The organism is Dictyoglomus sp., from assembly GCA_025060475.1.
Taxonomy (GTDB): domain Bacteria; phylum Dictyoglomota; class Dictyoglomia; order Dictyoglomales; family Dictyoglomaceae; genus NZ13-RE01.
The window spans coordinates 41,011-65,825 of sequence record JANXBZ010000008.1 but is presented as its reverse complement, the minus strand read 5'-3'; the positions used below and the strand labels follow the sequence as shown (position 1 = coordinate 65,825).

The window sequence follows — 24,815 nt, the reverse complement described above, 5'->3', positions numbered from 1 at the left end:
AAGATTTTATCACTAACTTTTAGATTTATCAAGAGATATTTAGGAAAAAATTAAAATTAATAGGTATAAAATGAGAAAATTTTGAATATATTGAACTTATTCTTTTTATTTTTAGTTTTTTTAAGATTTTTTTTGATTTTTTACCAATTTACATTTATAAAGAGTAATATATATGGGTCCCTGAGAGGTAAGTTGACTTTCAAATAAAGCTATTTCTTCAACAAAAAATTCTAAATATGGAATATTAATCTTCCATTTTTCATCCCATCTTATTTTTTCCTTGATTCTTCCTAGAGTTAAATGGGGAGAAAAATCCTTGTCTTCTTTTTTAAATTTTAACTTTGAGATTCTAGTTTCAAGTTTATTAAATAGATCTTTCATCTCTTTGTATCCCTTTTCTATTCCTATCCATATAACTCTTGGATTTTTAAAGTTTGGGAATGCTCCTATTTCCTTTAAAGAAATATAAAATGAATCTGATTCTTTAGCCACCTCATCCATAATTTTTATTATATTAGGAATTTCATTCTCTTCAGTTTCACCTAAAAAACGGATGGTAAAATGGAAATTCTCCATTTCTACCCATTTAACGCCCCTTGGTATATATTTCATTAGGTCTTCTTCTATCTTATATAATTCTTTCTTTATTTCTAAAGGTAAATCTATAGCAATAAATAGTCTTTTCATATTTCGCTTTCAGATAATATTTTCCAATATTTCAGGAAATAAATGATGCCTGAATATATAGTAAAAAATATAGCAGAAAATAATAATAACTCCTTTCCAGGAAATTTAAAAATATAAAATAGTATACTCATATCTTGAAGAAAGGTTTTAATCTTTCCTTCTTTTAATGCAGATAAGACAATTCCCTTCTGTGCTAATATACTTCTTAAGCCAGTTATAGCAAACTCTCTAATAAGTATAATTATAGGAATAAAAAAGGGAATTTCCTTCTTTTCTACAAGGACAATTAATATACTTAATACTAGTATTTTATCTGCAAGAGGATCCAAAAATTTTCCTAGATTAGAAACCTGATTATACTTTCTTGCAAATTTTCCATCTAAATAATCTGTAAAGATGGCAATAAAAAATAAAATACCAGTAAAGATATAAAAAGAATCAAAAAGCGACAAAATTATTACAGGAATAGTTAGAAAAATCCTTAAAATAGTTAAATAGTTTGGAATTAGACCCTTCTTCCCCATAAATCATAAATACCTGCCTTTATTATTTCAATTTTAATTTTTTCCCCAATATTAAATACATAAGGATCCTTAATGATAATCCAAGGATCAACTTCAGGAGCTTCTCTAAAACTTCGTCCTAAATAATAATTATTCATTTTTCTCTCTATATAAACATCAAAAATTTTCCCTATTAAATTTTCATTTAACTTTTTTGATATTCTTTGTTGCTTTTTCATTAGAATATCTATTCTTTCCTTTTTAATTTTCTCATCCACTTGATTTGGCATGTTATATGCTTTTGTTCCCTTTTCTGGATAAAAAGAAAAAACTCCTACCCTTTCAAAGGGATAATTTTCAATAAAATCTAGTAATTCCATAAATTCTTCTTCTCCTTCACCTGGAAATCCAATAATAAAGGTTGTTCTCAGTACACTTTCTTTAAAAGTTTTTCTAATTTGTTCCCATAAATTTATAATTTGTTCTTTAGTATAATTTCTTCCCATAGATCTTAAAATTTGATTATTAACATGTTGTAATGGAATATCAAAATATGGAACAATCTTTTCAGAATTTTTTATAAAATCTAATATCTCCTTGTTTAATCTTGATGGATAAGAATAAAGAATTCGAATCATAAAATCTCCAGGAATATCATCCAAGGTTTTCAAGAGATTCAAAAGGAATGGTCTCCCATAGATATCTTCTCCATATCTTGTAGTATCCTGAGCAATTAAATTTATTTCTCTTACTCCATTATTTATTAAAACTTTTACCTCTTTTTTTATATCTTCAATGGGTCTGCTTCTTAAGGGACCTCGAATATAAGGGATTGTACAATAATTACAAAGATTATTACATCCCTCAGAAATTTTTACATAGGTCCAATGTCTAGGAGTTATGTGAAATCTTTTATAATCAGCAGTATACAGAAAATTCGAGGCAAAACTTGAAAATATATTTTGAGAATCTGAATTTTCAAGATAAAGGGAAAAATTTTGATATTCTCCAGGCCCAATAAAAAGATCTACAAAGGGAAATTTTTCCTTTAATTTATCTTTAAATCTTTCTACATAACATCCACATACTATTATTTTTTTCCCTAATGTCTTATATTTTTTAAGTCCTAAAATGTTTTCCTCTGTTTCCTTTAAAGCTGGAGATATAAAAGCACAGGTATTTATAAGAATCAAATCTGCATCTTCCTCGTAAGGTGTAAAATCGTAATTCTTTTCTTTTAACATTCCCATTAATATCTCAGTATCTACTAAATTTTTGGCACATCCTAAAGATATAATTCGTGCTTTCTTCATGGTACTCTTTTAATTATTACCTCTCCTTTCTTGCCCAATATTCCCAAACTTTTATCATCATAAAAGATTTCTATTCCTCCTGCATTTCCTATATGAAGATCAAGATAAGAATAGGTAAAAATCTTCACGTCTCCCTTTAATAATATTCCTTCAAAGACAATATTATTGTCATAAAATACTCTTAACCACGTTCTATCATGAGCAACGAGTTTTATATTATGACTTAATTTCTGTTTTTCTTTAGAAATTTCAGAAACTATAGTTGGAGTATGACTTTCTTTTATAATTTCTGTAAAGGTAGGATAGGTATATGTATGAGGGGTAGAAGAAAGTTTTAGGTTTGAAGTACTTCTATGAACAATGTAGATAGAGGTAAGAATAATAATTCCTACGATTATATAGATAAAAAAGATAAAAGTTTGTTCTTTTTTTTCTTCTTTTTTATTTTCTTCCAAAATAGGTTTCTCGTATTGTTGTTCATACAAATCAAGAGCAAGTTTTTCATCGATATTTAGATACCTAGAATACTTTTTGATTATTCCCTTTTTATAGATATCTGCAAGATTAACCTCATCAAATTTATCCTTTTCTAAAGCTTCTAAATATCGAGAAGAGATTTTTAACTCCAGGGCAATTTGTCTTAAATCTTTGCCTTGAGATTCTCTCTCTTTTCTAAGTAATTCTCCAAGAGTTGTCATTTAATCCTCAATTTCTTTTAAATTTTTTTCCTCTTCAATTAAAAAATATTTATAAAATTTCTCAGAAACAGCATAAAGGAATGGTTTCCCAGGAATATTTTTTTTTCCAACAATTTTAATTAGTCCTTTTTCTAATAAATTATAAATAACTCCATCACTTTTTGTACCCCTTAATATATCTATCTCCCCTTTTGTTATAGGTTGATGATATGCAATAATTGCTAAGGTTTCAAGAGCAGGTTTGCTTAGTCTTTCTCTTTTTTCCTTTAGAAATTTCGCTAAAATACTCGAAATATCAGGAGATGTTCCAAATTCATATTTTCCATTTATTTTGTATAAATTTATTCCCCTGTCTTTATAATCTTCTTTTAATTCTTCCAATATTTCTAATATTTCTTTTTCGTCTATTTTTAGAAATTTTGCTAACTCAGAAGAACTTATAGGTTTATTAGAAATAAAGAGTAAGCCTTCTATTTGTTTTTTCAAGAAATTCTTATACTCTCGCATAATCAAAATTCCTTTCTAGAATAATTTCATCATAAAAATCCTTCTGATAAACTTTAATCTTTCCTTGTTTTATTAATTCACATAAAGCAAGAAAATAATATATTATTTCTATTTTGGATAACCCTCTCACAATTTCTGAAAAAGGAATTTTATTTTTAGTTTTCTTTAATATATCTTCCATCTTATCTTCAATCTTATATATTTCTCTTGGAAAATCAATAGTATTAATCTTATTTTCTTTAGATTTTAACCAAATTAAATAAATTTGTGTTATATTTATTTTTTCCTTTTCATCTAAAAAAATCTCATTATTTTTCTCTCTAAAAAAAACCCTTATTCCTTTCTCTTCTTTTTCTTCTAAATATTTTCTAACTTTTTTCCATTTACTTTCATTAACTAAAATATTTTTTTCTGTTTTTTCTCTCTCTTTTTTTTCTTGAGGGAAAAGAGTTTTTATTTTAATCTCTAAAACTTCTATAATTACATCCAAAAAATAGGTAGTAAGATCTAAATCTTTCCATCTTTCTTTATCTAAACTTTGATATTGTTCAATAATTCTTTTCAATGGAAAGCCTTTTGGATTAATCTCTTCACTAATAATCTCTTTTAATATATAGAAAGGATTATACACTATTTCCAAATCTTTATCCCCATTGCCTCTCTAACTAAATCCATAGTTTTTTGAGCTTCTTCCTTTGCTTTTTTATTACCTTCGTAAACAATATCCCACACTTCTTTTGGATGTTCTACATAGTATTTTCTTTTTTCTCGAGCAGGGCTTAAAAATTCATTCAATTTTACAAAGAGTTTCATTTTACAATCTACACAACCTATTTCTGCTGTTCTACATGCATTATATATAAAATCACATTCTTCAATATTAAATATTTTATGATATGCAAATACAGGACAAACTTCAGGATGTCCTGGATCACTTCTTCTTATCCTTGCAGGATCAGTCACCATATTTTTTACAATATTTCTTAACCCATCCTCGTCAACATCAAGAGGTATTGTATTACCATAACTTTTATGCATCCTCCTTCCATCAGTTCCTATTAATGCTGGTATATCTGAAAGTTTTGCTTGAGGTTCAGGAAATATAGGTTTATAAAAATAGTTAAATCTACGAGCTATTTCTCTAGTAAGTTCCAAATGGGGCAGTTGATCTTCACCTACGGGAACAGTATCCGCTCTATATATAAGAATATCTGCTGCCTGAAGAACAGGATATCCTAGAAATCCATACGTAAAAAGATCTCTTCCCTCTAATTCTCTTAATTGTTCCTTATAAGTTGGATTTCTCTCAAGCCAAGGCAATGGAACAAACATGGAAAATAAGATAAAAAGCTCACTATGTTCCGTAATGTCTGACTGTCTAAAAATTACACTTTTATTTGGATCAATACCCACCGATAACCAGTCACAAACCATTTGGAATATATTATCTTTTAAAGTATCTGTTTCTCTATAATGAGTAGTAAGCGCATGCCAATCTGCTATTTCAAAAAAACATTCATAGGAATCTTGTAATTTTACCCAATTTTCTAAAACTCCTAATCTATGACCTAAGTGTAGTTTTCCTGTTGGTCTCATGCCTGAAAGAATTCTTCCTATTTTCATTTAAAATCTCCTCCATATAAGATGGGATTTTTTTTTCAATAAGATTATATTAAAAAAGCCCTAAAAGATAAACAAAAAAATATAAAATAGGGTAAATTATTTTTAAAAGAATTCCTGTAGAAATCAAAATAATTAAGATAAAGAAGCCATAAGTGCTTAAGAAGTCAAAATAATGTCTATAGGAATAAGGAAGTAGAGATTCCAGAATATGAGAACCATCTAGAGGAGGAATAGGAATGAGATTGAAAATTCCAAGATATAAATTTAAAATAGCCATCTCTATAACAAAATTTATGAGGTTCGTAGGAAGATTTAAATCAATTCTCAAAAGAATACTTAACAAAAAAGCAGAGATTATATTTGATAATGGACCTGCCAAAGAAACCAATATTACACTTTTTTTCCCTCTTCGCAGATTATAAAAGTTTACAGGAACAGGTTTGGCCCATCCAAATCTAAAAAGAATCAACATTAAAAATCCTATAAGATCAATATGAGCAAAAGGATTTAATGTTAATCGACCATAAAGACGAGGAGTCGGATCTCCCTCCCATTCCGCAACCTTTCCATGAGAGAATTCATGAATTGTAATTGCGAATAATATTGCCATTAATCTCCATATAAACTCTTGAAAACTGCCAATACTAAAAATCATAAATTTCCTCCTATTTTATAACCTTTAAAATTAGTTTTTTATTAATTTTTTCTTCTCCAATCTCATATGCTTCTTTAAAAACTTCCTGTGCCAAAGCTAATTTCGAAGGATCATTGGCAAAGAAAGTAACAATAGGCTCATTCTTATAAACTTTATCTCCTAGCTTTTTATGTAACTTTATTCCAACAGAAAGATCAACTATATCTTCTTTTTTATCTCTTCCTGCTCCTAAAAGGATAACACTCTTTGCAATGAGATATGCATCCATCTTAGTTATATACCCTTCTTCCCTAGAAAAAATCTCTTTTTGAATCTTTGCTTGGGGAAACAATTTATAATTGTCAATAACTTCATCATTTCCTCCTTGAGCCCTTATTAACTCTCTAAATTTTTTTAAGGCAAGACCTTCATTCAGTAATTTCTCTAAATCTCTTCTAATTTTTTCTTCATCTTTTTCTTTACCTGATAATAAAACTACTTGAATTCCAAGATTAATAACTAGCTCTTTTAAATCAGAAGGTCCTTTTCCTTTTAAAGTTTCTATAGCTTCTATTACTTCCAAAGAATTTCCTACAGCATTTCCTAAAGGTTCATTCATATCAGATATTACCGCAGAGATTTTCTTGTTTAATCTTTTACCAATTTTTACCATTAATAACGCTAAATCTTCTGCTTTATCAATAGAATCTATGAAAGCTCCCCTTCCAACCTTTACATCTAATACTATAATATCAGAACCTCCTGCAATTTTTTTACTCATAATACTACTAGCAATTAAAGGTATAGAATCTACAGTTCCAGTTACATCTCTTAAAGCATATATCTTTTTGTCCGCAGGAACCAAATTTTCTGTCTGTCCCACAATAGATATTCCAATTTTCTTTACCTGATTAATTAATTCTTTAAGAGTTAAATTTGTTCTAAAACCAGGAATAGATTCCAATTTATCTATTGTTCCTCCAGTATGACCTAGACTCCTTCCTGACATCTTTGCTATAGGAAACCCATATGAGGCTATTAAAGGAGCAAATACTAAAGTCGTTTTGTCACCAACTCCTCCAGTACTATGTTTATCTATTTTTATTCCAGGGATTTCTGTTAGATCAATAATTTTACCACTATTTGCCATAATCTCTGTAAGGACCGATGTTTCCTCTTCATCCATTCCCTTAAAATATATCGCCATAAGAAGTGCAGACATCTGATAGTCTGGAATTTCATTTTTTAGATATTTATCAACAACAAATTCGATCTCTTCTCTACTTAATTTTTCTCCATTTCTCTTTTTTATTATGATATCCACCATTCTCATAACCTTACCCTCATATTAACTCTTTTAGAAAACTTTCTCCATCTAATTCATTTTCCTCTATTTTGAAATAATCCGCAATAGTCTTTCCGAGATTTGAAAAAGAAGACTGTATCCCTAAGAAACCCGATTTTAAAAAACCTGGAGAATATATTAACAAAGGTACATATTCCCGAGAATGGTCAGTACTTTCCGTAGTTGGATCACATCCATGATCTGCAGTAATTATTAACATGTCTTCATCTTTTAATAATGACATTATTTGTGGAAGAAATCCATCAAATTCTTCCAGTGCTTTAGCAAATCCCTCTATATTATTTCTATGACCATAAACCATATCAAAATCAACAAGATTTGCAAATATCATTCCTTCTTTTAAAATCTTCATAGCTTTTATAATATTCTCCATTCCTTCCTTATTATTATCACTATGTAGACTTAACGTAAGTCCTCTTCCTGCGAAAATATCTTCAATCTTCCCAATTCCAATAACATCTTTTCCCTTTTCCTTTAAGTAGTCCAATAATGTTTTTCTGGGAGGTGGTAAAGAAAAGTCTCTTCTTCTTGGAGTTCTATAAAAATTTCCTTTTTTTCCTAAAAATGGTCTCGCTATTACTCTTGCTACTCCATGTTCTCCTTGTAATATATTCCTTGCAATTTCACACATTCTGTAAAGTTCTTCAATAGGAATAATATCTTCATGAGCTGCTATTTGAAAAACGCTATCTGCAGAAGTATAAACTATTGGGTAGCCAGTTTTCATATGCTCTTCACCTAAGCTTTCTATAATTTCGGTTCCTGAAGCCTTATAATTTCCTAAAATTTTTCTTCCAATTTCTCTTTCAAATTTCTCTATAATTTCCTTTGGAAAACCATTAGGATATGTGGGAAAAGGTTTATCTAGAATTAAACCTGCAATTTCCCAGTGACCTGTAGTGGTATCCTTCCCTGGAGACTTTTCTGCCATCTTTCCAAAATAAGAAAGAGGCTTTTCTTGAGGCTTAATTCCAAGAATAGGATGGATATTTGAAAGACCAAGTCTCTCTAAATTTGGAAGACTTAATCCCCCTATTACACTTGCAATATTTGCCAATGTATTACTTCCTTGATCATTATACTTGTAAGCATCAGGAAGTTCTCCTATTCCTACCCCATCTAATATTATTAGAATAACCCTTTTCATTTCGTTCTCCTGGATAATGGATGAAATTTTTTATAAACTTCATGCAATCTATTTGATGTTATGTGAGTATAAATTTGTGTGGTAGAGATATTGGAATGACCTAAAAGTTCTTGAACAATTCTTATATCCGCTCCATTAGACAGAAGATGAGTTGCAAAACTATGTCTAAAAGTATGAGGAGAAACTTTTTTAGGAAGATTTAAAATTTTTTCATATTTTTTAATGATTAACCATACTCCTTGCCTACTTATTCTTTTACCTAATTTATTTAAAAACAATGCTTTTTCATCTTCTTTAGGTTTAAAATACATCCTTATGCATAAATATTTCTCTAAGCTTTCCCTTGCATAGTCACCAATGGGAACAATCCTTTCTTTATCTCCTTTTCCTAAACACTTAATTAGGCCTTTTTTTAAATCTATATCTTCTAAATTTAGATTCACAAGTTCTGATACTCTAAAACCTCCTGCATATAACACTTCCAATATTGCCTGGTTTCTTCTACCTAACGGCGTTGTAGGATCAGGAAGACTTAAAAAATTCAAAACTTCATTTTCTTCTAAGAAAGAAGGTAGATACTGAGGTATTCTTGGTAAAGTAATAAGATTTGCATAATTCTTTTTTATGTATTCTTCTCGTGTTAAAAATTTAAAAAAGGTTCTAATTGCAGAGATTTTTCGAGAAATGGATTTTGGATTATATTTAGAATATAAATTTTCTAAATAATCTTGCCATATTTTTCTATTAAAGTCTTCAAGCTTAATATTGTTTCTTTCAAGAAATTCAATAAAGTCAGAAATGTCCTTTTTATAAGATATAAATGAGTTTAAAGATAAACTTCTCTCATATTTTAAATAGAATAGAAAATCTTCTAATATTTCTCTCATAGATTTTCCCTTATCTTATAAATTAATATCCCTAAAGCAACAGACAAATTAAGAGAATCTATTTTTCCAAATTTGGGAATCTTAACTAATATATCACACTCTCGTTTCACTACTCTATGTAATCCCTCTCCTTCGCTTCCAATAACTAGAGCCAAAGGAAATTTATATTTTATTTCATTATATAACAAGTCAGTATCTAAATCAGCACCGACAACAAACCATCCTTGTTCTTTTAAGTTTTTAAGAAACTGAGAGATATTAGAAACCCTTACTATAGGTAAATAGCTTAAGGCTCCAGAGGATGCTTTAAAAACTACAGAAGAGATTTGAGCAGATCTTGTTTTTGGTATAACAAGAGCTTTTGCCCCTCCAAACTCTGATGTTCTTATAGCTGAACCTAAATTTTGAGGATCTTGAACATGATCTAAAACTACAATGAAATCTTTTGAAAGGTTTAAAGATTTTAAAATATCATCCCAGGTATAATATTTTATTGGAGAAATATAAGCTAAAATTCCCTGAGATTTACCATTGCTCTCTCGATTGAGCCATTCCTTTTCTACATATTGAACAGGAATTCCTTTTTCTCTTGCTAAATTTAAAATATCAAAAATTTTTTTATCTTTATGAATGTTTTTGTAAATAAAAATTTTGTTAATACTTATGTTTCCCCTTAATGCTTCAAGAACAGTATTTCTTCCGTAAATTTTATCCTGCATATTTTTTCTCCTTTGATAATAAAGCTACCGCCAAAACTGCTATACCTTCTTTTTTTCCTATAAAACCAATTCCTTCATTAGAAGTTGCCTTTATATTTATGTTTTCCTTATAGATAGAAAGATGAAAAGCCAAATTTGAAATAATCTTCTCTCTATAAGGAAGAATTTTAGGTTCTTCCGCAATAACTACTACATCAATATTTTCTATTTTGAATCCTCTCTCTTCAACCATTTTTAAAACTTCTTTCAAAAGAAGTATACTTTCTATGTCTTTGTATGTTTCATTATTAGGAAAGAAAAAACCAATATCAGGAAGACCTATAGCTCCTAGTAGAGCATCCATGATTGCATGAATGAGAACATCCCCATCGGAATGTCCTTTTAATCCCTTTTGATAGGGGATCTCTATGCCTCCTAAAAATAATTTTCTTCCTTCAGAGAAGGGATGAATATCATAACCTAATCCTATTCTAAAAATTTTCTCTCCATTAAACATCGAACAAGATCTAAGTCCTCCTTTGTTGTTATCTTTATATTCCAAGGTTCTCCTTCAACAACATATACAGGATAAGGCAATCTTTCTACTAATATTCCATCATCGGTCCCATAAAAATTGTCCTTTCTTGCTTTTTCGTGAGCTCTCAATATCAATGAATATTCAAAAAATTGAGGGGTTTGAATCTGCCATAATTTCTCTCGAGGAAGAGTTTTCTCTACCTTCATAGAGGATATTAACTTAATGGTATCTTTAACAGGAATACCAGAAACAACTGCTTTTTTTTCTATTCCCTCATGAATAATTCTTTTTAATAATCTTTGTGTTACTAAAGGTCTTGCACCATCGTGAATTAGAACATACTCGTAGAGAGGGAAGAGCTTTAAGGCATTATATACAGAATCTTGTCGTTCTTTTCCTCCTTCTATTATATCTTTAATCTTTTTAAAGCTCCATTCTTTTACAAGTCTTTTTAATACATCTATTTTTTCCTTATTACTTACTACTACAATCTCATCAATTTCATCAGTTTTTTCTAAAATTTGAAGAGAATAATATATAACTGGCTTCCCCATTAAATCTTGGAGAAGCTTATCTTCCTTTCCAAATCTCTCACCTCTTCCTGCCGCTAAAAGAATTCCTAAAATTTTATTGTCCAAGTTTCTTTTCCTCTTTTATTTTTGCAAAAATTATCCTTCCTGCAGCAGTTTGGAAAACACTTGTTACTACAACTTTCACAGTAAAACCAATATATTTTCTTCCATTCTCAACCACAACCATAGTTCCATCTTCTAAATATCCTACCCCTTGTCCTACTTCTTTTCCTTCTTTAAGTATACTTAACTGTAATTCTTCTCCTGGTAAATAAATAGGTTTTAGAGCATTAGCCAATTCGTTTATATTTAAAACAGTTATTCCTTCTATTTTTGCTAATTTGTTTAATCCATAATCATTTGTGACTATTTTTCCATTTAACATCTTTGCAAGTTTTACAAGTTTTGAATCCACACTATGAATATTAGCAAAATCTTTCTCCATAATTACTACTTGATCCTCTAATTCTTTTCTTATCTTACTTAAATTATCTAAGCCATATCTTCCTCTGTTCTTTTTTAGAGACTCTGAAGAATCCGCTAATTGTTGCAATTCTTTTAGTACAAAACGAGGAATTACAATCTTACCCTCTATAAAATTAGTTTTCAAAATATCTACAATTCTTCCATCAATAATCACACTGGTATCTAAAATCTTTACCGATGGAAAATTAAAAATATCAGACAAAATTCCCCTTTTAATGTAAAAAAGATAAAAACCTAAAACAAAAAGGAAGAAAAAAAATAGTGTTAAATATAAGGACACATTCTTATTTCCCCCAAATATGCTCCATAAAGATATAATAACTAAACCTAAAAAAGGAAAAACATTTGTTGCTAATAATAACTTCACTTCTTTTTTCATAAAAAATCATTCCTCCAAAAAAATATATAAAAGGAATATAAACAAAAATTAAATGATTAAAGCAGATTTTCGAAGTCTTATTAAACCTTCTTTAATCCTTTTTGCTCTCACCTCCCCTATTCCCTCAATATTATCAAGATCTTCTACAGAACTTTCAAGAATTCGCGGCAAAACACCAAAATGTTTTACAAGATTTTCCATAATATTATTAGGAATAAAAGATAATCTACTTAAAAGTCTATATCCTCGTGGAACAACAGTAATATTTAATTCAATTTCCTTTTTTGTATAACCCATTATTTCTCCAGCAATTATAGAAAAACTTTGAAAATCTCCTTTAAAGTTATTTAAAAGATTTTTATAAACATTCTCATAATCTTCATTAATTCTTGAATAGTCTCTTACTGTTAAAAGTCCTTCTTCAGAAACTCCTGCTAACAAAGTCTCAAGCTGAAGTTCTATTAATCTTCCTTCTGAGCCTAATTCAATAAGATAATTTTCTACCTCTTTTCCTATAGCTAAAAGCATTCCCATTCTATGCAAGAATAAAAGAACTTCTAAAAGAGTAACTTGATTTTCTATCTCTAAAGCGTTTAATCTCTGAAGAAATTCATCATATACACTTCTATATCTTTCTAAAGTCTGTAGAGCTTGTGTTGCTTTTGCTAAAATTTCTTCTACATCTCTTAATATGTATTTCCAGTCATTTTGATAAAGAGTAATAGTATCTTTTCTTTGGGATACACTAATAACTAATTGTCCTGTTTGTCGCGCTACTCTTTCTGCAGTTGCATGTCTTGCCCCTGTCTCTTGGGACGGAATATTAGAATCTGGAAGAAGAATAACATTTGCGAAAAGAATTTTTTTACAATCTTTACTTAAAATAATAGCTCCATCCATCTTTGAAAGTTCATAAAGTTTATTAGGGGAAAAATCAATATCTAAAGGAAAACCCCCATTCATTAATGGTCTAATCTTTTCTAAATCACCAATAACTATAAGAGCTCCTGTCTTAGCTTTTAATATTTGTTCTAAAGCCTCTCTCAATTGGGTTCCAGGAGCAACAGTTTTAATAGCACCAATAGCAAATTTCTTTAGCTCAGCCATTTATTCCCCCAAACAATTTTTATTCCTTCATGAAGATTTGAGATAGGAAATAATATAAGACTATCAAAAGTCTTTTCTAGTTTAGTTTTAGGAAGAATTACTTTTTTAAATCCTAATTTTTGGGCTTCTTTTAATCTTTTTTCAATATTTCCCACCGCTCGAACCTCTCCTCCTAACCCCAATTCCCCGATTACAACCATATCTTCAGGAAATATAATATCATAATATGAAGAGAATATAGAAAAAGCAACTCCTAAATCTACTGCAGGCTCATTAATTTTTATTCCCCCAACTACATTAAAAAATACATCTTTGTCTTGTAATTTTAAGTTTAATTTTTTTTCAAGAATAGCAAGAATTAAAGCTAATTTGTTTATATCAATGCCAATACTAATCCTTCTTGGAAAAGTAGTATTACTTCTACTTATTAAAGATTGAATTTCAACTAATATTGGCTTTGCTCCTTCTATAATTGGAACCACCAAAGAACCAGAAATATTCTTACTTCTTTCCTCTAAAAGTTTTTTTGATATATCTAAAATTTCTTTAAGTCCTGAATCTCTCATTTCATAAAGAGCAAGATCGTTTGTAGGACCAAATCTATTTTTTATGGCTCTCAAGATTCTTAATTCTTGATACCTATCCCCTTCTAAGTATAACACTACATCTACTAAATGTTCTAAAGTTTTAGGACCAGCTATATCTCCTTCTTTAGTAATATGCCCTACAATAAAAATTGCAGTATCAGTGCTTTTAGCAAAGTTCATAAGATTTATAGTACATTCTCTTACTTGTACAACTCCTCCTGGTGAAGTAGAAATATTGCTAGAATAAATTGTTTGAATTGAATCTATTATAACTACTGAAAAATTATTAGATTTTAATACTTCTAAGATATTTTCCAATTGATTCTCAGGAAGAAACTTTACTGAAGGAATAGTATTTGATATTCTTTCTGCTCTAAATTTTATTTGAGATAAAGACTCTTCTGCTGAAACATATAAAACAGGAAATCCTCTCTCCTCTAAAGAAAAAGCTAATTGAAGAAGTAAAGTTGATTTTCCAATACCAGGTTCTCCTGCTAAAAGAATTAAAGAACCAGGAACTATACCTCCCCCTAAGAGATCATCAAATTCTTTTAATCCACTTTTTAATCTTTTATTTTCTTCAGAAACTATTTCATCAATTAAAAAGGTTTTTATATCTTTTTTTATTTCATCAGTTATTATATTTTCTTCTTTTTTAATTTCAATTAAAGATCCGAAAGTATTACAATTAGGGCATCGTCCTAGCCATCCTATAGATTCATATCCACATACTTGACAAATATACTTTATCTTTAATTTCACCATTCAATTCTCATTTTTTCATCTGTTAGCTACCAAGGATCCTTTCTTAAATTCTATTTTATTCTTTTCTTTATTTAATTCAGCTCTTATTGTATCTCCTTCTTTAAATTTTCCCTCAAGAAGAAGTTCTGCTAAGGGATCTTCCACATAGTTTTGAATAGTTCTCTTTAAAGGTCTTGCACCATAGAAAGGATCATATCCCTTATCTACTAAGAAGTTTTTAACTTCTTCATCTATTTCAAGAATAATCTTTTTCTCTAATAATCTTCCTGCAACAGGTTTAAGAAGTAGATCTACAATATTTCTTAGATCATCCCTTGATAATGGATGGAAAAATACAATTTCATCTAAACGGTTTAAAAATTCAGGACGGAAATATTTCTTCAATTCACTCATTATAAGATTCTTTGTCTTTTCAAATGACTTCTCCCTATCTTCCTTTGATGCAAAACCAAGAGTAGATTCCTGTTTAAAGTATTCTGCTCCAAAGTTAGAAGTCATTATTAAGATAGTATTTTTAAAGTCAACTTTTCTTCCGTGACCATCCGTTAATTGTCCATCATCCATAATTTGCAATAATACATTAAAGATATCTGAATGAGCCTTTTCTATCTCATCAAAAAGTACTACTGAATAGGGTCTTCTGTGGACTTTTTCTGTCAATTGTCCTCCTTCTTCATATCCTACGTATCCTGGAGGAGCACCTATTAATCTTGATACACTATGTTTTTCCATATATTCAGACATGTCTAATCTTATGAGAGCATTTTCATTTCCAAAGAGATACTCTGCTAAAGCTCTTGCTAATTCTGTTTTTCCAACACCTGTAGGACCAAGAAATAAAAATACTCCTATAGGTCTTTTTGGATCTTTAATTCCTGAACGAGATCTTCTTATTGCCTTAGATACTACTTTTACAGCTTCATCTTGAGCTATAATTCTTTTATGCAATTCTTCTTCCATTCTTAAGAGTCTTTCTCTTTCTTCAATTAACAACTGAGCCACAGGTATTCCTGTCCAGGCAGACACAACTTGTGCTACGTCTTCTGGGGTTACCACTCTCTCGGATATGGTTGAGGAATTTAAAAAGCCTCTAATATATTCTTCTAATTTTCTCTCTTCATCTCTCAACTGAGCTGCTTTTTCAAAATTCTGATTTCTTATAGCAATTTCCTTCTGTTCTCTTATCCTTTCTAATTCTCTTTCCAAATTACTATGAGCAGAAGACTTTGGTCTTGTAAGTCTTACCCTTGCAGATGCTTCATCTATGATATCAATAGCCTTATCAGGGAGAAAACGATCATTAATATATCTCACTGAAAGTTTAACAGCCTCTTCTATAGTCTCGTCAGGAATTCTAACATGATGAAAGTTCTCATATCTTTCTCTTAACCCTTTAAGAATTTGAATGGTTTCATCATATGTAGGTTCCATTACCCTTACAGGTTGAAATCTTCTTTCTAAGGCACCATCTTTTTCAATGTATTTTCTATATTCGGTAGGAGTAGTAGCTCCTATAAGTTGAATTTCTCCTTTTGCAAGCGAAGGTTTTAAAATATTTGCTGCATCTACAGCTCCCTCCGCAGCTCCTGCGCCAACTAATGTATGTATTTCATCTATAAATAGAATAATGTCTTTCGACATTTTTACTTCTTCAATAATTCTTTGCATTCTTTCTTCAAACTCACCTCTATATTTTGTTCCGGCAATTATTGTTCCCATGTCAAGAGCAATAATTCTTTTGTTTAAAAGTACATCAGGAACTTCATTCATAACAATTTTTTGGGCTAATCCTTCTACAATTGCAGTTTTTCCTACACCGGGCTCTCCTATAAGTACAGGATTATTCTTAGTTCTTCTACTAAGAATTTGTATTATTCTCTCTAATTCTTTCTCTCTACCGATTATAGGATCCAATTTTCCTTGTCTTGCTAATTGGGTAAGATCCCTTCCAAACTCATCTAAAGTTGCAGTGATAGGTCTTCTCTTACGAGATGTGGAAAGGGATCTATTTCTCAATCTGTGAGGTTCGATAGGTTCCCCTAGAATTTTTAGAATTTCGATAGTCACATCTTCTAGTCTTACACCCATTCCTTCTAATACATGTGCAGCAACTCCTTCTCCTTCTTTTAAAAGCCCTAAAAGAAGATGTTCTGTTCCAATATAATTATGATTTAGTTCCTGAGCAGATTCTGATGCATATTCTAAGACTTTTTTAGCGCGAGAAGTAAAGGGAAGTGCACCATAAGAGGTTCCATCTCCACGGCCAATTAGACGTTCAATTTCTGATCTTAGATAGTTAAGATCTAAACCCAAGTTAATAAGAGCCTGAGCAGCAACTCCCCCTTCTTCGCGAATTAGTCCCAATAGAATATGCTCTGTTCCAACAGTGGAATAGTTCAAACGTCGTGCTTCCTCTTGTGCTAACAATAGCACCCTATATGCTCTTTGCGTTAGTTTATCCATCATATAAGATACACCTCCTCAATACACTTCCCTATGATATTTTATAACTTTTGAAAACATCACGCAATAAATTTGCTCTTAAAATTTCCATTTCTGGAGAACTTAACTCTTTGTCATATCTTATTTGAATATGATTTGGCTGAATAAAAATTAAAAGAACGTCTATCAATTTTAAAGGAATAGATATAATATTCAATGAAGATCCTAATCTTAGATTAAATAATAATTCCCACGCTCCTCTGAAACTTAAAAGTTTACTATAATTTATAAGCCCTAGAGATTTATAAACAGTATCTTCAATAATAATTTTTCTTTCTCTTAACAAATTATTTCTTGCTTCTTTCTCCTTAGTTACTAATTTTTCTACAATCTTATTTACTTTTGAAGTAAGTCGCTCTTTTGTAGATAAACCTTCGTTTATAGTAATCTCAAATACATTTCCAATAGGATAATCTTCTTCTTTATAAACCTCTTTCACTTGTACCCTCGAGGATCTAAAAGATTTTACTAATTTAGAAATCTCGTCTTCCTGGAATAGTCCAGGTAGATGAACCCAGAAATTTATTCTTATTCCAAATCCAAGATTTTCTAGATAAGATGTAAGATAACCTATCTGGGAATCAAAAGCAAAATTAAAGTATTCTGAAAGTTTGTCTTCTAATTCAAAAAGTTGATTAAAAGAGGTTTCAAATTCAAAACCAGAGCTGAGTTTTTGCAATTGAAAATGATCATCTTCATTTATTAATATACTAAGATCTCCTTTTTTATTAACTAATATACCTCTTCCATCCTCTTTAAGATCTTTATTAAGAAAGCCCTTTTCTAAAAATAAATATTTAATCTTTGAAGAAGTCTTATCAAAAGAAATTAGATTAAATCCGTCAAAAACATCACTATTTTTAAGTAACCATTCTATTCTATTTAGAAAAACTTTCTTTTTAATATTATTTGCTTGCTTAGGAAAAGGAAAATCCGCCACATTTCTTATTAGGCGGATTTTTGTCCTCACAAAAATATCTCTATATTGATTATTCTCTCTAAGCCATCCAAGATATTTAAATATTATCTCATTCATTTTCAACCCTTTCTTAGTTTTTTCAAATAATCTCTAATCTCTGCTGCTTTTTCATAATTTTCTTCTTCGATTGCTTTTGAGAGTAATATCTTATTCTTTAAAATCTCCATCCTTTTTTCTCCTGATAACTTTGGAGCTTTTCCTTTATATTTTTTCTTTCCAAAAATCTTTTCTAAAATCCCATTTAATCTTTCTCTAAAAATCTTATAACAATTTACACATCCTACCTCTTTACTTTCCTCAATTTCTTTCCAACTTCTTCCACAGTATAAACAATAATCATTGTCTTTAAAGAATTTCTCTTCTATAATTTGTAATAAATCTTTAAAAGCATCTTTTAAAAATTTTTTATAATAATCCTTGAAACAATGCCGACAAAGTGATAATTTTTCTCTTTTATCACCATCCGTTATTTCTATAATCAATTCAATAGGGTTCTTACCACAATTTTGACAAAACATTTTTATCCAATTTTACTAAGAAAATATTTATGAACTCTTAAATCATTAGTTAATTCAGGATGAAAAGTAAGTCCAAGAACATTTTCCTCTTCAATAAAAACAGGATTTTCCTGAAAAACTGCATGAACTTTAACTTTCTCTCCAACTTTAACTATCTTTGGAGCTCTGATAAAGACTGCTTCAAAAGGTTCATCTCCTAATATTGGAATAGATAGATATGTTATAAAGCTTTCCCTTTGACGCCCATAAGCATTACGAGAAACTGTAATATCCAAGATATTTAGAGAATTTTGATCAGGATGATTCTCAATTCGTTTTGCAAGAATTATCAAACCAGCACAAGTAGAAAGAACCGGAAGTCCTTTTTTAATTTTTTCCTTAAGATATTCAAAAATCTCCATATTTTTCAATATGTGTACAAAAGTAGTACTTTCTCCACCTGGCAATATTAATCCATCAATAATATCTAAATCTTTTGCTTTCTTCACTAATATATTTTCTATACCTAATTTTTCTAAGCTGTTCTTATGTTCTTCTACTGAACCTTGAAGAGCTAAAATTCCGATCTTCATAATTCTTACCAACCTCTTATTTGTAGTAATTCTTTTTCGGAAAGTTGTCTAACATCAATTCCATGCATAGGTTCTCCTAAATCTTCAGATATCTCTGCAAGAATTTCAGGATCATTATAATATGTTACAGCTAAGACTATTGCTCTTGCTCTCTTTTTTGGATCCTTAGATTTAAATATACCAGAACCAACAAAAACCCCATCAGCACCAAGATGCATCATCAATGCAGCATCAGCAGGAGTTGCAATACCACCAGCTGCAAAATTAACCACAGGAAGTCTTCCTAATTTCTTTGTTTCTATTAAGACATCTAGAGGCGCTCCTAATTCTTTTGCTTTAGTAACCAATTCCTCTTCAGGAATAAGAGCTAAAGATCTTATTTCGTCCATAATTTGTCTCATATGTCTTACTGCCTCAACTACGTTTCCTGTTCCTGCTTCTCCCTTTGTTCTAATCATTGCAGCACCCTCTGCAATTCTTCTTAAAGCCTCACCTAAATCTCTCGCTCCACAAACAAAAGGGACTTTAAATAAATGTTTATTAATATGATACTTTTCATCAGCAGGAGTTAAAACTTCACTCTCATCTATAAAATCAACACCAAGAGCTTCTAAAATTTGAGCTTCTACAAAGTGGCCAATTCTTACCTTAGCCATTACAGGAATACTAACTGCAGACATAATTTCTTTTATTTTTTTGGGATCTGCCATACGAGCTACCCCACCTTGAGCTCTTATGTCTGCAGGAACTCTCTCTAAAGCCATAACGGCGACAGCTCCAGCAGATTCAGCTATCTCTGCTTGTTCTGCGTTAGTAACATCCATTATTACTCCTCCTTTTAACATTTGAGCAAGTCCTCTTTTTACTTTTTCATTTCCTACTATAACTTCCATGACTTAACCTCCTTTCCAAATTAGATTATACATCATATACTCCTTTTGATTAATTTTGTCAAAAAATTTTTTAATGTTGATCATGTAAATATTGATAAATCCTTTCTCCTAAACTCTTAGGAATTCCATTTATGTTTAGAAATTCCTCTTTTGGGGCTTTTTTCATTTTATCTAAGGACTGAAATTTTTCCATTAAAATTCTCCATCTTTTTTCTCCTAATCCCTTAATTTCCAAAGATTTACTTTCTAATAATTTTTTTGTTCTCAATGTTCTATGATAATTTAAGGCAAATCTATGAGCTTCATCTCTTACTCTTTGCAATATATGAAGAGCGGGAGAATCTTTATTCAACTTAATAGATTCTTTTCTATTCGGAATATAGATTTCTTCCTCTCTTTTTGCTAGAGCTATTAAGAACTTTGGTTTTATATTTAGTCTTTCAAATACTTCTAAGACTGCATTAAGCTGTCCTCTTCCTCCATCTATCAGAATAATATCTGAAATTTCATCTTTAGTATCTTTAAGTCTTCTTTCTATTACTTCCTGAAGCATCAAAAAGTCATTTGGTTCTTCATTTGTTATTTTAATTTTATATCTCCTATATTTTTCTTTATAAGGTAAGCCTTTATAAAAAACTACTCGAGAACCTACTGCTTCTTTACCTTGTATATTTGATATATCATATCCTTCAATCCAAAGTGGAATACTCTCTAGATTAAATAACTTCTGGAGCTCAAATAGCTCATTCCATATTTTATCCCTTTTTATCCCAAGAATACTTAAATCTTTAAGTGCCATTTCTAACAGTTCTATTTCCTCTCCAATAGGTTCTCTAATAGAAACCTTATTTTTTCTTTTTTTGGACAGAAACTTTTCTATTTCTTCTTTATCTTCCCCTAAATCTAAGGGAACAATTACAACATCAGGAACTTCTCTTTGGGAATAATACTGCGTTAAAAAACTCAATATTATTTCCTTTTTTTCATACTCTAAAGGTATCTTCAGAGTATTTATCCTTTTTTCTATTAATTTTCCCTCTCTTATCAAATAAACAAGAACCTTAGCAGATTCTTCTTCAATATAAATTTGAATAAGATCCTTATCCTCTTTGTTAAAGGTAACAATCTTCTGTTTTTCCCAAAGATTTTGGAGATATTTTATTTGATCTCTATACTTTATTGCTTTTTCAAATTCTAAATTTGAGACTGCAGAATTCATTTTTTCTGTTAGATTATCTATGAGTCTTTGATACTTACCTTCTAAGAATAAAATAACCTCATCAACAATTTTCTTATACTCTTCCTGAGAAATATATCCTTGACAAGGAGCATAACACCTTTTAAGATCGTAATATATACAAGGCCTCTTAGGTGCTTTTTTAGGTAAATCCCACGAACAACTTCTGAGATTAAAAATTTTTTTAACTAAGGAAATAGTTTCTCTTACAGTACCTGACTGAGGAAAAGGACCAAAATACTTCGCAGAGTCATTTTCAATTCTTCTTACCATTATTAAACGAGGAAAGGGTTCATTTAATGTTAGTTTTAATATAGGATACTGTTTATCATCTCTTAATTGAACATTATATATTGGTCGGTATTTTTTTATAAGGATTGCTTCTAATATGAAAGCTTCTGTCTCAGAATCTGTTATTATGTAATCTAAATCCTGAGCTTTCTTGAGAAGAAGGAGACTTTTAGGAGAGCTTTCTTTGAAATAAGAGAGAATTCTTTTCCTCAAAGATTTAGATTTTCCAACATAAATAATTTTCCCTTGTGCATCCTTAAAGATATATACTCCCGATGCATCAGGAAATAAACTTGCTTTTTCATATAAATTACTTTTTAAAATTTCTTCCTTCATTTTAATAAGATTTTATAGTTATGAAGATATAAAGTCAATGTTTTATTATTGCCTTAGATAGAATTCTGGAGTATATTTTAGATATAATTTAAGCATTATTAAAAAAAAGAGGTAAAAAAATGGTAAGAGAAAAAATTATAGAGATCTTAAAAGACGCTCTTAAAAACTTAGAGAGTGAGGGTCTAAATATTAATGGTATTGAGTTAATAGTTGAAGTACCAAAACAAAAAGAATATGGAGATTATGCCACTCCTATTCCTTTGTTACTAGCACAAAAAAATCAAAAACCTCCTTTAGAAATAGCCTATCGATTAATTGATAAGCTTACAGTAAAGAACATTTTTGAGAAGGTAGAAATAGCAGGGCCAGGTTTTATTAACTTCTTTGTTTCTCATAAGATATTAACAGAGGTTATGTATTATATCAGAAAGGATTTAGAAAACTTCGTAAAGACTCCTAATACTCGCAAAAAAATACAAGTAGAGTTTGGAAGTATAAATCCTACAGGACCGATGCACATTGCTCATGCAAGAGGAGTAGTGATTGGAGATTCTCTTGCAAATCTTTTTAGAAGAATAGGATGGTACGCAGAAAAAGAATTTTACATAAATGATGCAGGAAATCAAATAGATCTTTTAGGAGAGTCTCTATATGCAAGATACTTAGAGATTCAGGGAATAGATTATGAATTTCCAAAAGATGGATATAAAGGTGAATATCTTAAAGACTTAGCTTATGAACTTTTAAGAGAGAAAGATAAAATTAATGCAATGAATGAAAAAGAAAAAAAAGAGTTTTTTAAAGAATATGCTCTAAGAAAAATGTTAGAAAATATTAAAAAAACATTACAAAATTTCGGGGTAGAGTATGACTGCTGGTTTAGTGAAAAAAGTCTACATAAAGAAGGAAAATTAAAAGAAGTCTTAGAAATTCTTGATAAAAATGGATATATTTACAAAAAAGATTCTGCTATTTGGTTCTCTTCGACAAAGTTTGGTGATGAAAGCGATAGGGTTTTAATAAAAAGAGATGGTTCTCCTACTTATTTTTTAGCAGATATTGCCTATCATCTAAACAAAATTGAGAGAGGATTTGATTGGATAATAGATGTCTGGGGAGCAGATCATCATGCTCATGTACAAAGAATGAAATCCTCTTTACAAGCTCTTGGATATTCACCCCAAATTTTAGATGTAATCTTAGTTCAAATGGTAAGACTTCTTCGAGGAAAAGAGGAAGTTAAGATTTCAAAAAGAACAGGAGACTTTATAACTTTAGAAGAAGTTCAAGAGGAAGTAGGTAAAGATCCTATTCGATTTTTCTTCTTATTAAGAAGTGCAGATAGTCAACTAGATTTTGATATTGAATTAGCAAAAAAACAAGCAAATGATAATCCAGTTTATTATGTCCAATATGCTCATGCACGATGTTGTAGTATTTTAAAACAAGCAGAAGAAAGGGGAATAGACTTAAGAAATTTAGATTTTGCGGATTTGAGTTTATTAAAAAATAAAAAAGAAAAAGAACTTTTAATCTTATTAATGAGATATCCTGACAAATTAAGAGATATTGCAAGAACTTTAGAAATCCATCTTTTACCTCATTATCTCTTAGATCTTGCTACAGCTTTTCATGCCTTTTATGACTCTTGCAGAGTATTATCTCAAGATAAAGAATTAACCTTAGCAAGACTTAACCTAGTAGACTGTGTTAGAATTATTATTAATGATGGATTAAAGATATTAGGAATCTCTTCACCCGAAAAAATGTAGAGGGAGGGGAAAGAAATGAAAATAAGATGGTATGGACATGCCTGTTTTTTACTTACAAATAAGGAGGGAATAAAAGTTTTAACAGATCCCTTTGATATTTCAGTAGGATATCCTATTCCTGATGTGGAACCTAATATTGTTACTACAAGTCATGAACATTTTGACCATAATGCAGTGAATCTTTTAAAAGGTAAATTTATAACTTTAAAAGAAATCGTAGATAGAGAAGAATTAGGAATAAAAATAAAAAGCATCAGTTCATATCATGATGAATCTTTAGGTTCTAAAAGAGGAGAAAATCGAATTTTTGTTTTCACAATAGATGGAATAAAAATTGCCCATCTTGGAGATTTAGGACATATTTTAACAAAGGAAGACGTAGAAAAATTAGGAGAAATAGATGTACTTTGTGTTCCAGTTGGAGGAGTATATACTATCGATGCTAAGCAGGCCATAGAAATTATAGAAAAAGTTAATCCTAAAATTGTAATTCCAATGCATTATAAGACTGCTAATTTAAAGTTTGATTTAGCTCCTTTAGAAAATTTTCTTTCGATCATAAAATATCCTATTAAAAAACTAACTGATAAGGAAATTGAGGTTAATAAAGAAAATTTACCTCAATCTACTGAAGTATGGATTTTACCCTATTAATGGAGGAGGAGTATGACAAGAGAAGAAGCACTAAGTTTAGTAAAAAAATACATAAAAAGCACTAATTTAATTAAACATATGTTAGCTACAGAAGCCATAATGAAAGCTCTTGCAAATCATCTTAAAGAAGACGAAGAGCTTTGGGGATTAACAGGTCTTCTTCATGACATTGATTATGAATTAACAGAAAAAGAACCAGAAAAACATAGCCTTTTGTCTGAAGATATATTAAAATCCTATGATCTTCCCATGGAGATGATAGAAGCAATAAAAGCTCATAATGAGATTCATGGATATCCTAGAAATACTCTATTAGCAAAAGCTTTATACGCTGTTGATCCTCTTACAGGATTAATTGTGGCTTCTGCTTTGGTCCATCCTGAGAAGAAATTGGAACCTCTTAATACTGAATTCATATTAAAAAAATTTAAAGAAAAAAGTTTTGCAAGAGGAGCAAATAGAGAACAGATAAAATCTTGTGAAGAACTTGGATTAAATCTAGAAGAGTTTATAAGTATAGGATTGTCCGCGATGAAAAGTATTGCAAGAGAATTAGAGTTATAG

General features: G+C 29.9%; 26 protein-coding genes. 3 read left to right on the top strand and 23 right to left on the bottom strand.

Annotated features, from left to right (window positions below; translation table 11 throughout):
* Window positions 1-120: 120 nt before the first annotated feature.
* The 23 genes from thpR to uvrC form a co-directional block, all read right to left on the bottom strand.
* Window positions 121-687 carry an RNA 2',3'-cyclic phosphodiesterase gene (thpR, locus tag NZ841_05675; protein ID MCS7202247.1) on the bottom strand — a complete coding sequence of 189 codons (567 nt, stop codon included), beginning with the start codon at window positions 685-687 and terminating at the stop codon, window positions 121-123.
* On the bottom strand, window positions 684-1,211 hold the full coding sequence (gene pgsA / locus NZ841_05670) for a CDP-diacylglycerol--glycerol-3-phosphate 3-phosphatidyltransferase (GenBank protein ID MCS7202246.1): 528 nt from the start codon (window positions 1,209-1,211) through the stop codon (window positions 684-686). Before pgsA ends, thpR begins: the two co-directional genes overlap by 4 nt.
* Window positions 1,193-2,503, bottom strand: a complete 1,311-nt coding sequence (rimO, locus tag NZ841_05665) for a 30S ribosomal protein S12 methylthiotransferase RimO (protein MCS7202245.1) — start codon at window positions 2,501-2,503, stop codon at window positions 1,193-1,195. The genes pgsA and rimO overlap by 19 nt, the downstream gene beginning before the upstream one ends.
* Window positions 2,500-3,201: a DUF4115 domain-containing protein gene (locus NZ841_05660; GenBank protein ID MCS7202244.1), complete on the bottom strand. Its 702-nt coding sequence runs from the start codon at window positions 3,199-3,201 to the stop codon at window positions 2,500-2,502. Before NZ841_05660 ends, rimO begins: the two co-directional genes overlap by 4 nt.
* Window positions 3,202-3,708 (bottom strand): SMC-Scp complex subunit ScpB, encoded by a 507-nt coding sequence (gene scpB, locus NZ841_05655; GenBank protein MCS7202243.1) that lies wholly within the window; start codon window positions 3,706-3,708, stop codon window positions 3,202-3,204.
* A complete protein-coding gene (locus NZ841_05650; protein MCS7202242.1) occupies window positions 3,695-4,339 on the bottom strand; it encodes a segregation/condensation protein A in 645 nt (214 codons plus the stop codon). The genes scpB and NZ841_05650 overlap by 14 nt, the downstream gene beginning before the upstream one ends.
* Window positions 4,339-5,331 (bottom strand): tryptophan--tRNA ligase, encoded by a 993-nt coding sequence (gene trpS, locus NZ841_05645; protein MCS7202241.1) that lies wholly within the window; start codon window positions 5,329-5,331, stop codon window positions 4,339-4,341. Before trpS ends, NZ841_05650 begins: the two co-directional genes overlap by 1 nt.
* A gap of 49 nt (window positions 5,332-5,380) precedes the next feature.
* Window positions 5,381-5,986: a site-2 protease family protein gene (locus NZ841_05640; protein ID MCS7202240.1), complete on the bottom strand. Its 606-nt coding sequence runs from the start codon at window positions 5,984-5,986 to the stop codon at window positions 5,381-5,383.
* Between the two features lie 10 nt (window positions 5,987-5,996).
* Window positions 5,997-7,298, bottom strand: a complete 1,302-nt coding sequence (locus NZ841_05635) for a pyrimidine-nucleoside phosphorylase (GenBank protein ID MCS7202239.1) — start codon at window positions 7,296-7,298, stop codon at window positions 5,997-5,999.
* 10 nt (window positions 7,299-7,308) lie between these two features.
* Complete coding sequence (locus tag NZ841_05630) at window positions 7,309-8,478, bottom strand: phosphopentomutase (protein MCS7202238.1); 1,170 nt, start codon at window positions 8,476-8,478, stop codon at window positions 7,309-7,311.
* On the bottom strand, window positions 8,475-9,365 hold the full coding sequence (xerD, locus tag NZ841_05625) for a site-specific tyrosine recombinase XerD (GenBank protein ID MCS7202237.1): 891 nt from the start codon (window positions 9,363-9,365) through the stop codon (window positions 8,475-8,477). Before xerD ends, NZ841_05630 begins: the two co-directional genes overlap by 4 nt.
* The gene (gene rlmB / locus NZ841_05620; protein ID MCS7202236.1) at window positions 9,362-10,084 is read right to left on the bottom strand and encodes a 23S rRNA (guanosine(2251)-2'-O)-methyltransferase RlmB; all 723 of its coding nucleotides are present in this window, start codon (window positions 10,082-10,084) and stop codon (window positions 9,362-9,364) included. The genes xerD and rlmB overlap by 4 nt, the downstream gene beginning before the upstream one ends.
* Window positions 10,074-10,580 carry a 2-C-methyl-D-erythritol 2,4-cyclodiphosphate synthase gene (gene ispF, locus NZ841_05615; protein MCS7202235.1) on the bottom strand — a complete coding sequence of 169 codons (507 nt, stop codon included), beginning with the start codon at window positions 10,578-10,580 and terminating at the stop codon, window positions 10,074-10,076. The genes rlmB and ispF overlap by 11 nt, the downstream gene beginning before the upstream one ends.
* Entirely contained in the window at window positions 10,550-11,239 is a 690-nt protein-coding gene (gene ispD / locus NZ841_05610; protein MCS7202234.1) for a 2-C-methyl-D-erythritol 4-phosphate cytidylyltransferase, read from the bottom strand. The genes ispF and ispD overlap by 31 nt, the downstream gene beginning before the upstream one ends.
* Entirely contained in the window at window positions 11,229-12,038 is an 810-nt protein-coding gene (locus tag NZ841_05605) for a PIN domain-containing protein (protein MCS7202233.1), read from the bottom strand. The genes ispD and NZ841_05605 overlap by 11 nt, the downstream gene beginning before the upstream one ends.
* 48 nt (window positions 12,039-12,086) lie before the next feature.
* Window positions 12,087-13,145, bottom strand: a complete 1,059-nt coding sequence (gene disA / locus NZ841_05600) for a DNA integrity scanning diadenylate cyclase DisA (protein ID MCS7202232.1) — start codon at window positions 13,143-13,145, stop codon at window positions 12,087-12,089.
* Complete coding sequence (gene radA, locus NZ841_05595; protein MCS7202231.1) at window positions 13,133-14,497, bottom strand: DNA repair protein RadA; 1,365 nt, start codon at window positions 14,495-14,497, stop codon at window positions 13,133-13,135. Before radA ends, disA begins: the two co-directional genes overlap by 13 nt.
* Before the next feature lie 15 nt (window positions 14,498-14,512).
* Entirely contained in the window at window positions 14,513-16,960 is a 2,448-nt protein-coding gene (locus NZ841_05590; GenBank protein MCS7202230.1) for an ATP-dependent Clp protease ATP-binding subunit, read from the bottom strand.
* Between the two features lie 31 nt (window positions 16,961-16,991).
* Window positions 16,992-18,035 carry a hypothetical protein gene (locus tag NZ841_05585; protein ID MCS7202229.1) on the bottom strand — a complete coding sequence of 348 codons (1,044 nt, stop codon included), beginning with the start codon at window positions 18,033-18,035 and terminating at the stop codon, window positions 16,992-16,994.
* A gap of 2 nt (window positions 18,036-18,037) precedes the next feature.
* Entirely contained in the window at window positions 18,038-18,496 is a 459-nt protein-coding gene (locus tag NZ841_05580; GenBank protein ID MCS7202228.1) for a UvrB/UvrC motif-containing protein, read from the bottom strand.
* A gap of 2 nt (window positions 18,497-18,498) precedes the next feature.
* Window positions 18,499-19,068, bottom strand: coding sequence for a pyridoxal 5'-phosphate synthase glutaminase subunit PdxT (pdxT, locus tag NZ841_05575; GenBank protein ID MCS7202227.1), 570 nt, complete (start codon window positions 19,066-19,068; stop codon window positions 18,499-18,501).
* 5 nt (window positions 19,069-19,073) lie between these two features.
* A complete protein-coding gene (gene pdxS / locus NZ841_05570; GenBank protein ID MCS7202226.1) occupies window positions 19,074-19,961 on the bottom strand; it encodes a pyridoxal 5'-phosphate synthase lyase subunit PdxS in 888 nt (295 codons plus the stop codon).
* 70 nt (window positions 19,962-20,031) lie between these two features.
* Window positions 20,032-21,825, bottom strand: coding sequence for an excinuclease ABC subunit UvrC (gene uvrC / locus NZ841_05565; GenBank protein MCS7202225.1), 1,794 nt, complete (start codon window positions 21,823-21,825; stop codon window positions 20,032-20,034).
* A gap of 119 nt (window positions 21,826-21,944) precedes the next feature.
* On the opposite strand from uvrC, the gene argS reads away from it, so the two are divergent.
* Genes argS through NZ841_05550 form a run of 3 tightly spaced genes read left to right on the top strand, consistent with a single transcriptional unit; the run spans window position 21,945 to window position 24,815 of the window.
* A complete protein-coding gene (argS, locus tag NZ841_05560) occupies window positions 21,945-23,597 on the top strand; it encodes an arginine--tRNA ligase (GenBank protein MCS7202224.1) in 1,653 nt (550 codons plus the stop codon).
* Between the two features lie 15 nt (window positions 23,598-23,612).
* A complete protein-coding gene (locus tag NZ841_05555) occupies window positions 23,613-24,251 on the top strand; it encodes an MBL fold metallo-hydrolase (protein ID MCS7202223.1) in 639 nt (212 codons plus the stop codon).
* A gap of 12 nt (window positions 24,252-24,263) precedes the next feature.
* Complete coding sequence (locus tag NZ841_05550) at window positions 24,264-24,815, top strand: HDIG domain-containing protein (GenBank protein MCS7202222.1); 552 nt, start codon at window positions 24,264-24,266, stop codon at window positions 24,813-24,815.

What these genes read in the sequence shown, in the direction of transcription:
- NZ841_05585 (MCS7202229.1), bottom strand. Translation starts at nt 18,035, where the DNA reads ATGAATGAGATAATATTTAAATATCTTGGATGGCTTAGAGAGAATAAT.
- NZ841_05550 (MCS7202222.1), top strand. Translation starts at nt 24,264, where the DNA reads ATGACAAGAGAAGAAGCACTAAGTTTAGTAAAAAAATACATAAAAAGC.
- uvrC (MCS7202225.1), bottom strand. Translation starts at nt 21,825, where the DNA reads ATGAAGGAAGAAATTTTAAAAAGTAATTTATATGAAAAAGCAAGTTTA.
- xerD (MCS7202237.1), bottom strand. Translation starts at nt 9,365, where the DNA reads ATGAGAGAAATATTAGAAGATTTTCTATTCTATTTAAAATATGAGAGA.
- trpS (MCS7202241.1), bottom strand. Translation starts at nt 5,331, where the DNA reads ATGAAAATAGGAAGAATTCTTTCAGGCATGAGACCAACAGGAAAACTA.
- thpR (MCS7202247.1), bottom strand. Translation starts at nt 687, where the DNA reads ATGAAAAGACTATTTATTGCTATAGATTTACCTTTAGAAATAAAGAAA.
- NZ841_05555 (MCS7202223.1), top strand. Translation starts at nt 23,613, where the DNA reads ATGAAAATAAGATGGTATGGACATGCCTGTTTTTTACTTACAAATAAG.
- NZ841_05605 (MCS7202233.1), bottom strand. Translation starts at nt 12,038, where the DNA reads ATGAAAAAAGAAGTGAAGTTATTATTAGCAACAAATGTTTTTCCTTTT.
- NZ841_05660 (MCS7202244.1), bottom strand. Translation starts at nt 3,201, where the DNA reads ATGACAACTCTTGGAGAATTACTTAGAAAAGAGAGAGAATCTCAAGGC.
- radA (MCS7202231.1), bottom strand. Translation starts at nt 14,497, where the DNA reads ATGGTGAAATTAAAGATAAAGTATATTTGTCAAGTATGTGGATATGAA.
- pdxT (MCS7202227.1), bottom strand. Translation starts at nt 19,068, where the DNA reads ATGAAGATCGGAATTTTAGCTCTTCAAGGTTCAGTAGAAGAACATAAG.
- ispF (MCS7202235.1), bottom strand. Translation starts at nt 10,580, where the DNA reads ATGTTTAATGGAGAGAAAATTTTTAGAATAGGATTAGGTTATGATATT.
- NZ841_05590 (MCS7202230.1), bottom strand. Translation starts at nt 16,960, where the DNA reads ATGGATAAACTAACGCAAAGAGCATATAGGGTGCTATTGTTAGCACAA.
- NZ841_05630 (MCS7202238.1), bottom strand. Translation starts at nt 8,478, where the DNA reads ATGAAAAGGGTTATTCTAATAATATTAGATGGGGTAGGAATAGGAGAA.
- argS (MCS7202224.1), top strand. Translation starts at nt 21,945, where the DNA reads ATGGTAAGAGAAAAAATTATAGAGATCTTAAAAGACGCTCTTAAAAAC.
- pgsA (MCS7202246.1), bottom strand. Translation starts at nt 1,211, where the DNA reads ATGGGGAAGAAGGGTCTAATTCCAAACTATTTAACTATTTTAAGGATT.
- NZ841_05580 (MCS7202228.1), bottom strand. Translation starts at nt 18,496, where the DNA reads ATGTTTTGTCAAAATTGTGGTAAGAACCCTATTGAATTGATTATAGAA.
- NZ841_05640 (MCS7202240.1), bottom strand. Translation starts at nt 5,986, where the DNA reads ATGATTTTTAGTATTGGCAGTTTTCAAGAGTTTATATGGAGATTAATG.
- rimO (MCS7202245.1), bottom strand. Translation starts at nt 2,503, where the DNA reads ATGAAGAAAGCACGAATTATATCTTTAGGATGTGCCAAAAATTTAGTA.
- pdxS (MCS7202226.1), bottom strand. Translation starts at nt 19,961, where the DNA reads ATGGAAGTTATAGTAGGAAATGAAAAAGTAAAAAGAGGACTTGCTCAA.
- scpB (MCS7202243.1), bottom strand. Translation starts at nt 3,708, where the DNA reads ATGCGAGAGTATAAGAATTTCTTGAAAAAACAAATAGAAGGCTTACTC.
- NZ841_05635 (MCS7202239.1), bottom strand. Translation starts at nt 7,298, where the DNA reads ATGAGAATGGTGGATATCATAATAAAAAAGAGAAATGGAGAAAAATTA.
- rlmB (MCS7202236.1), bottom strand. Translation starts at nt 10,084, where the DNA reads ATGCAGGATAAAATTTACGGAAGAAATACTGTTCTTGAAGCATTAAGG.
- disA (MCS7202232.1), bottom strand. Translation starts at nt 13,145, where the DNA reads ATGGCTGAGCTAAAGAAATTTGCTATTGGTGCTATTAAAACTGTTGCT.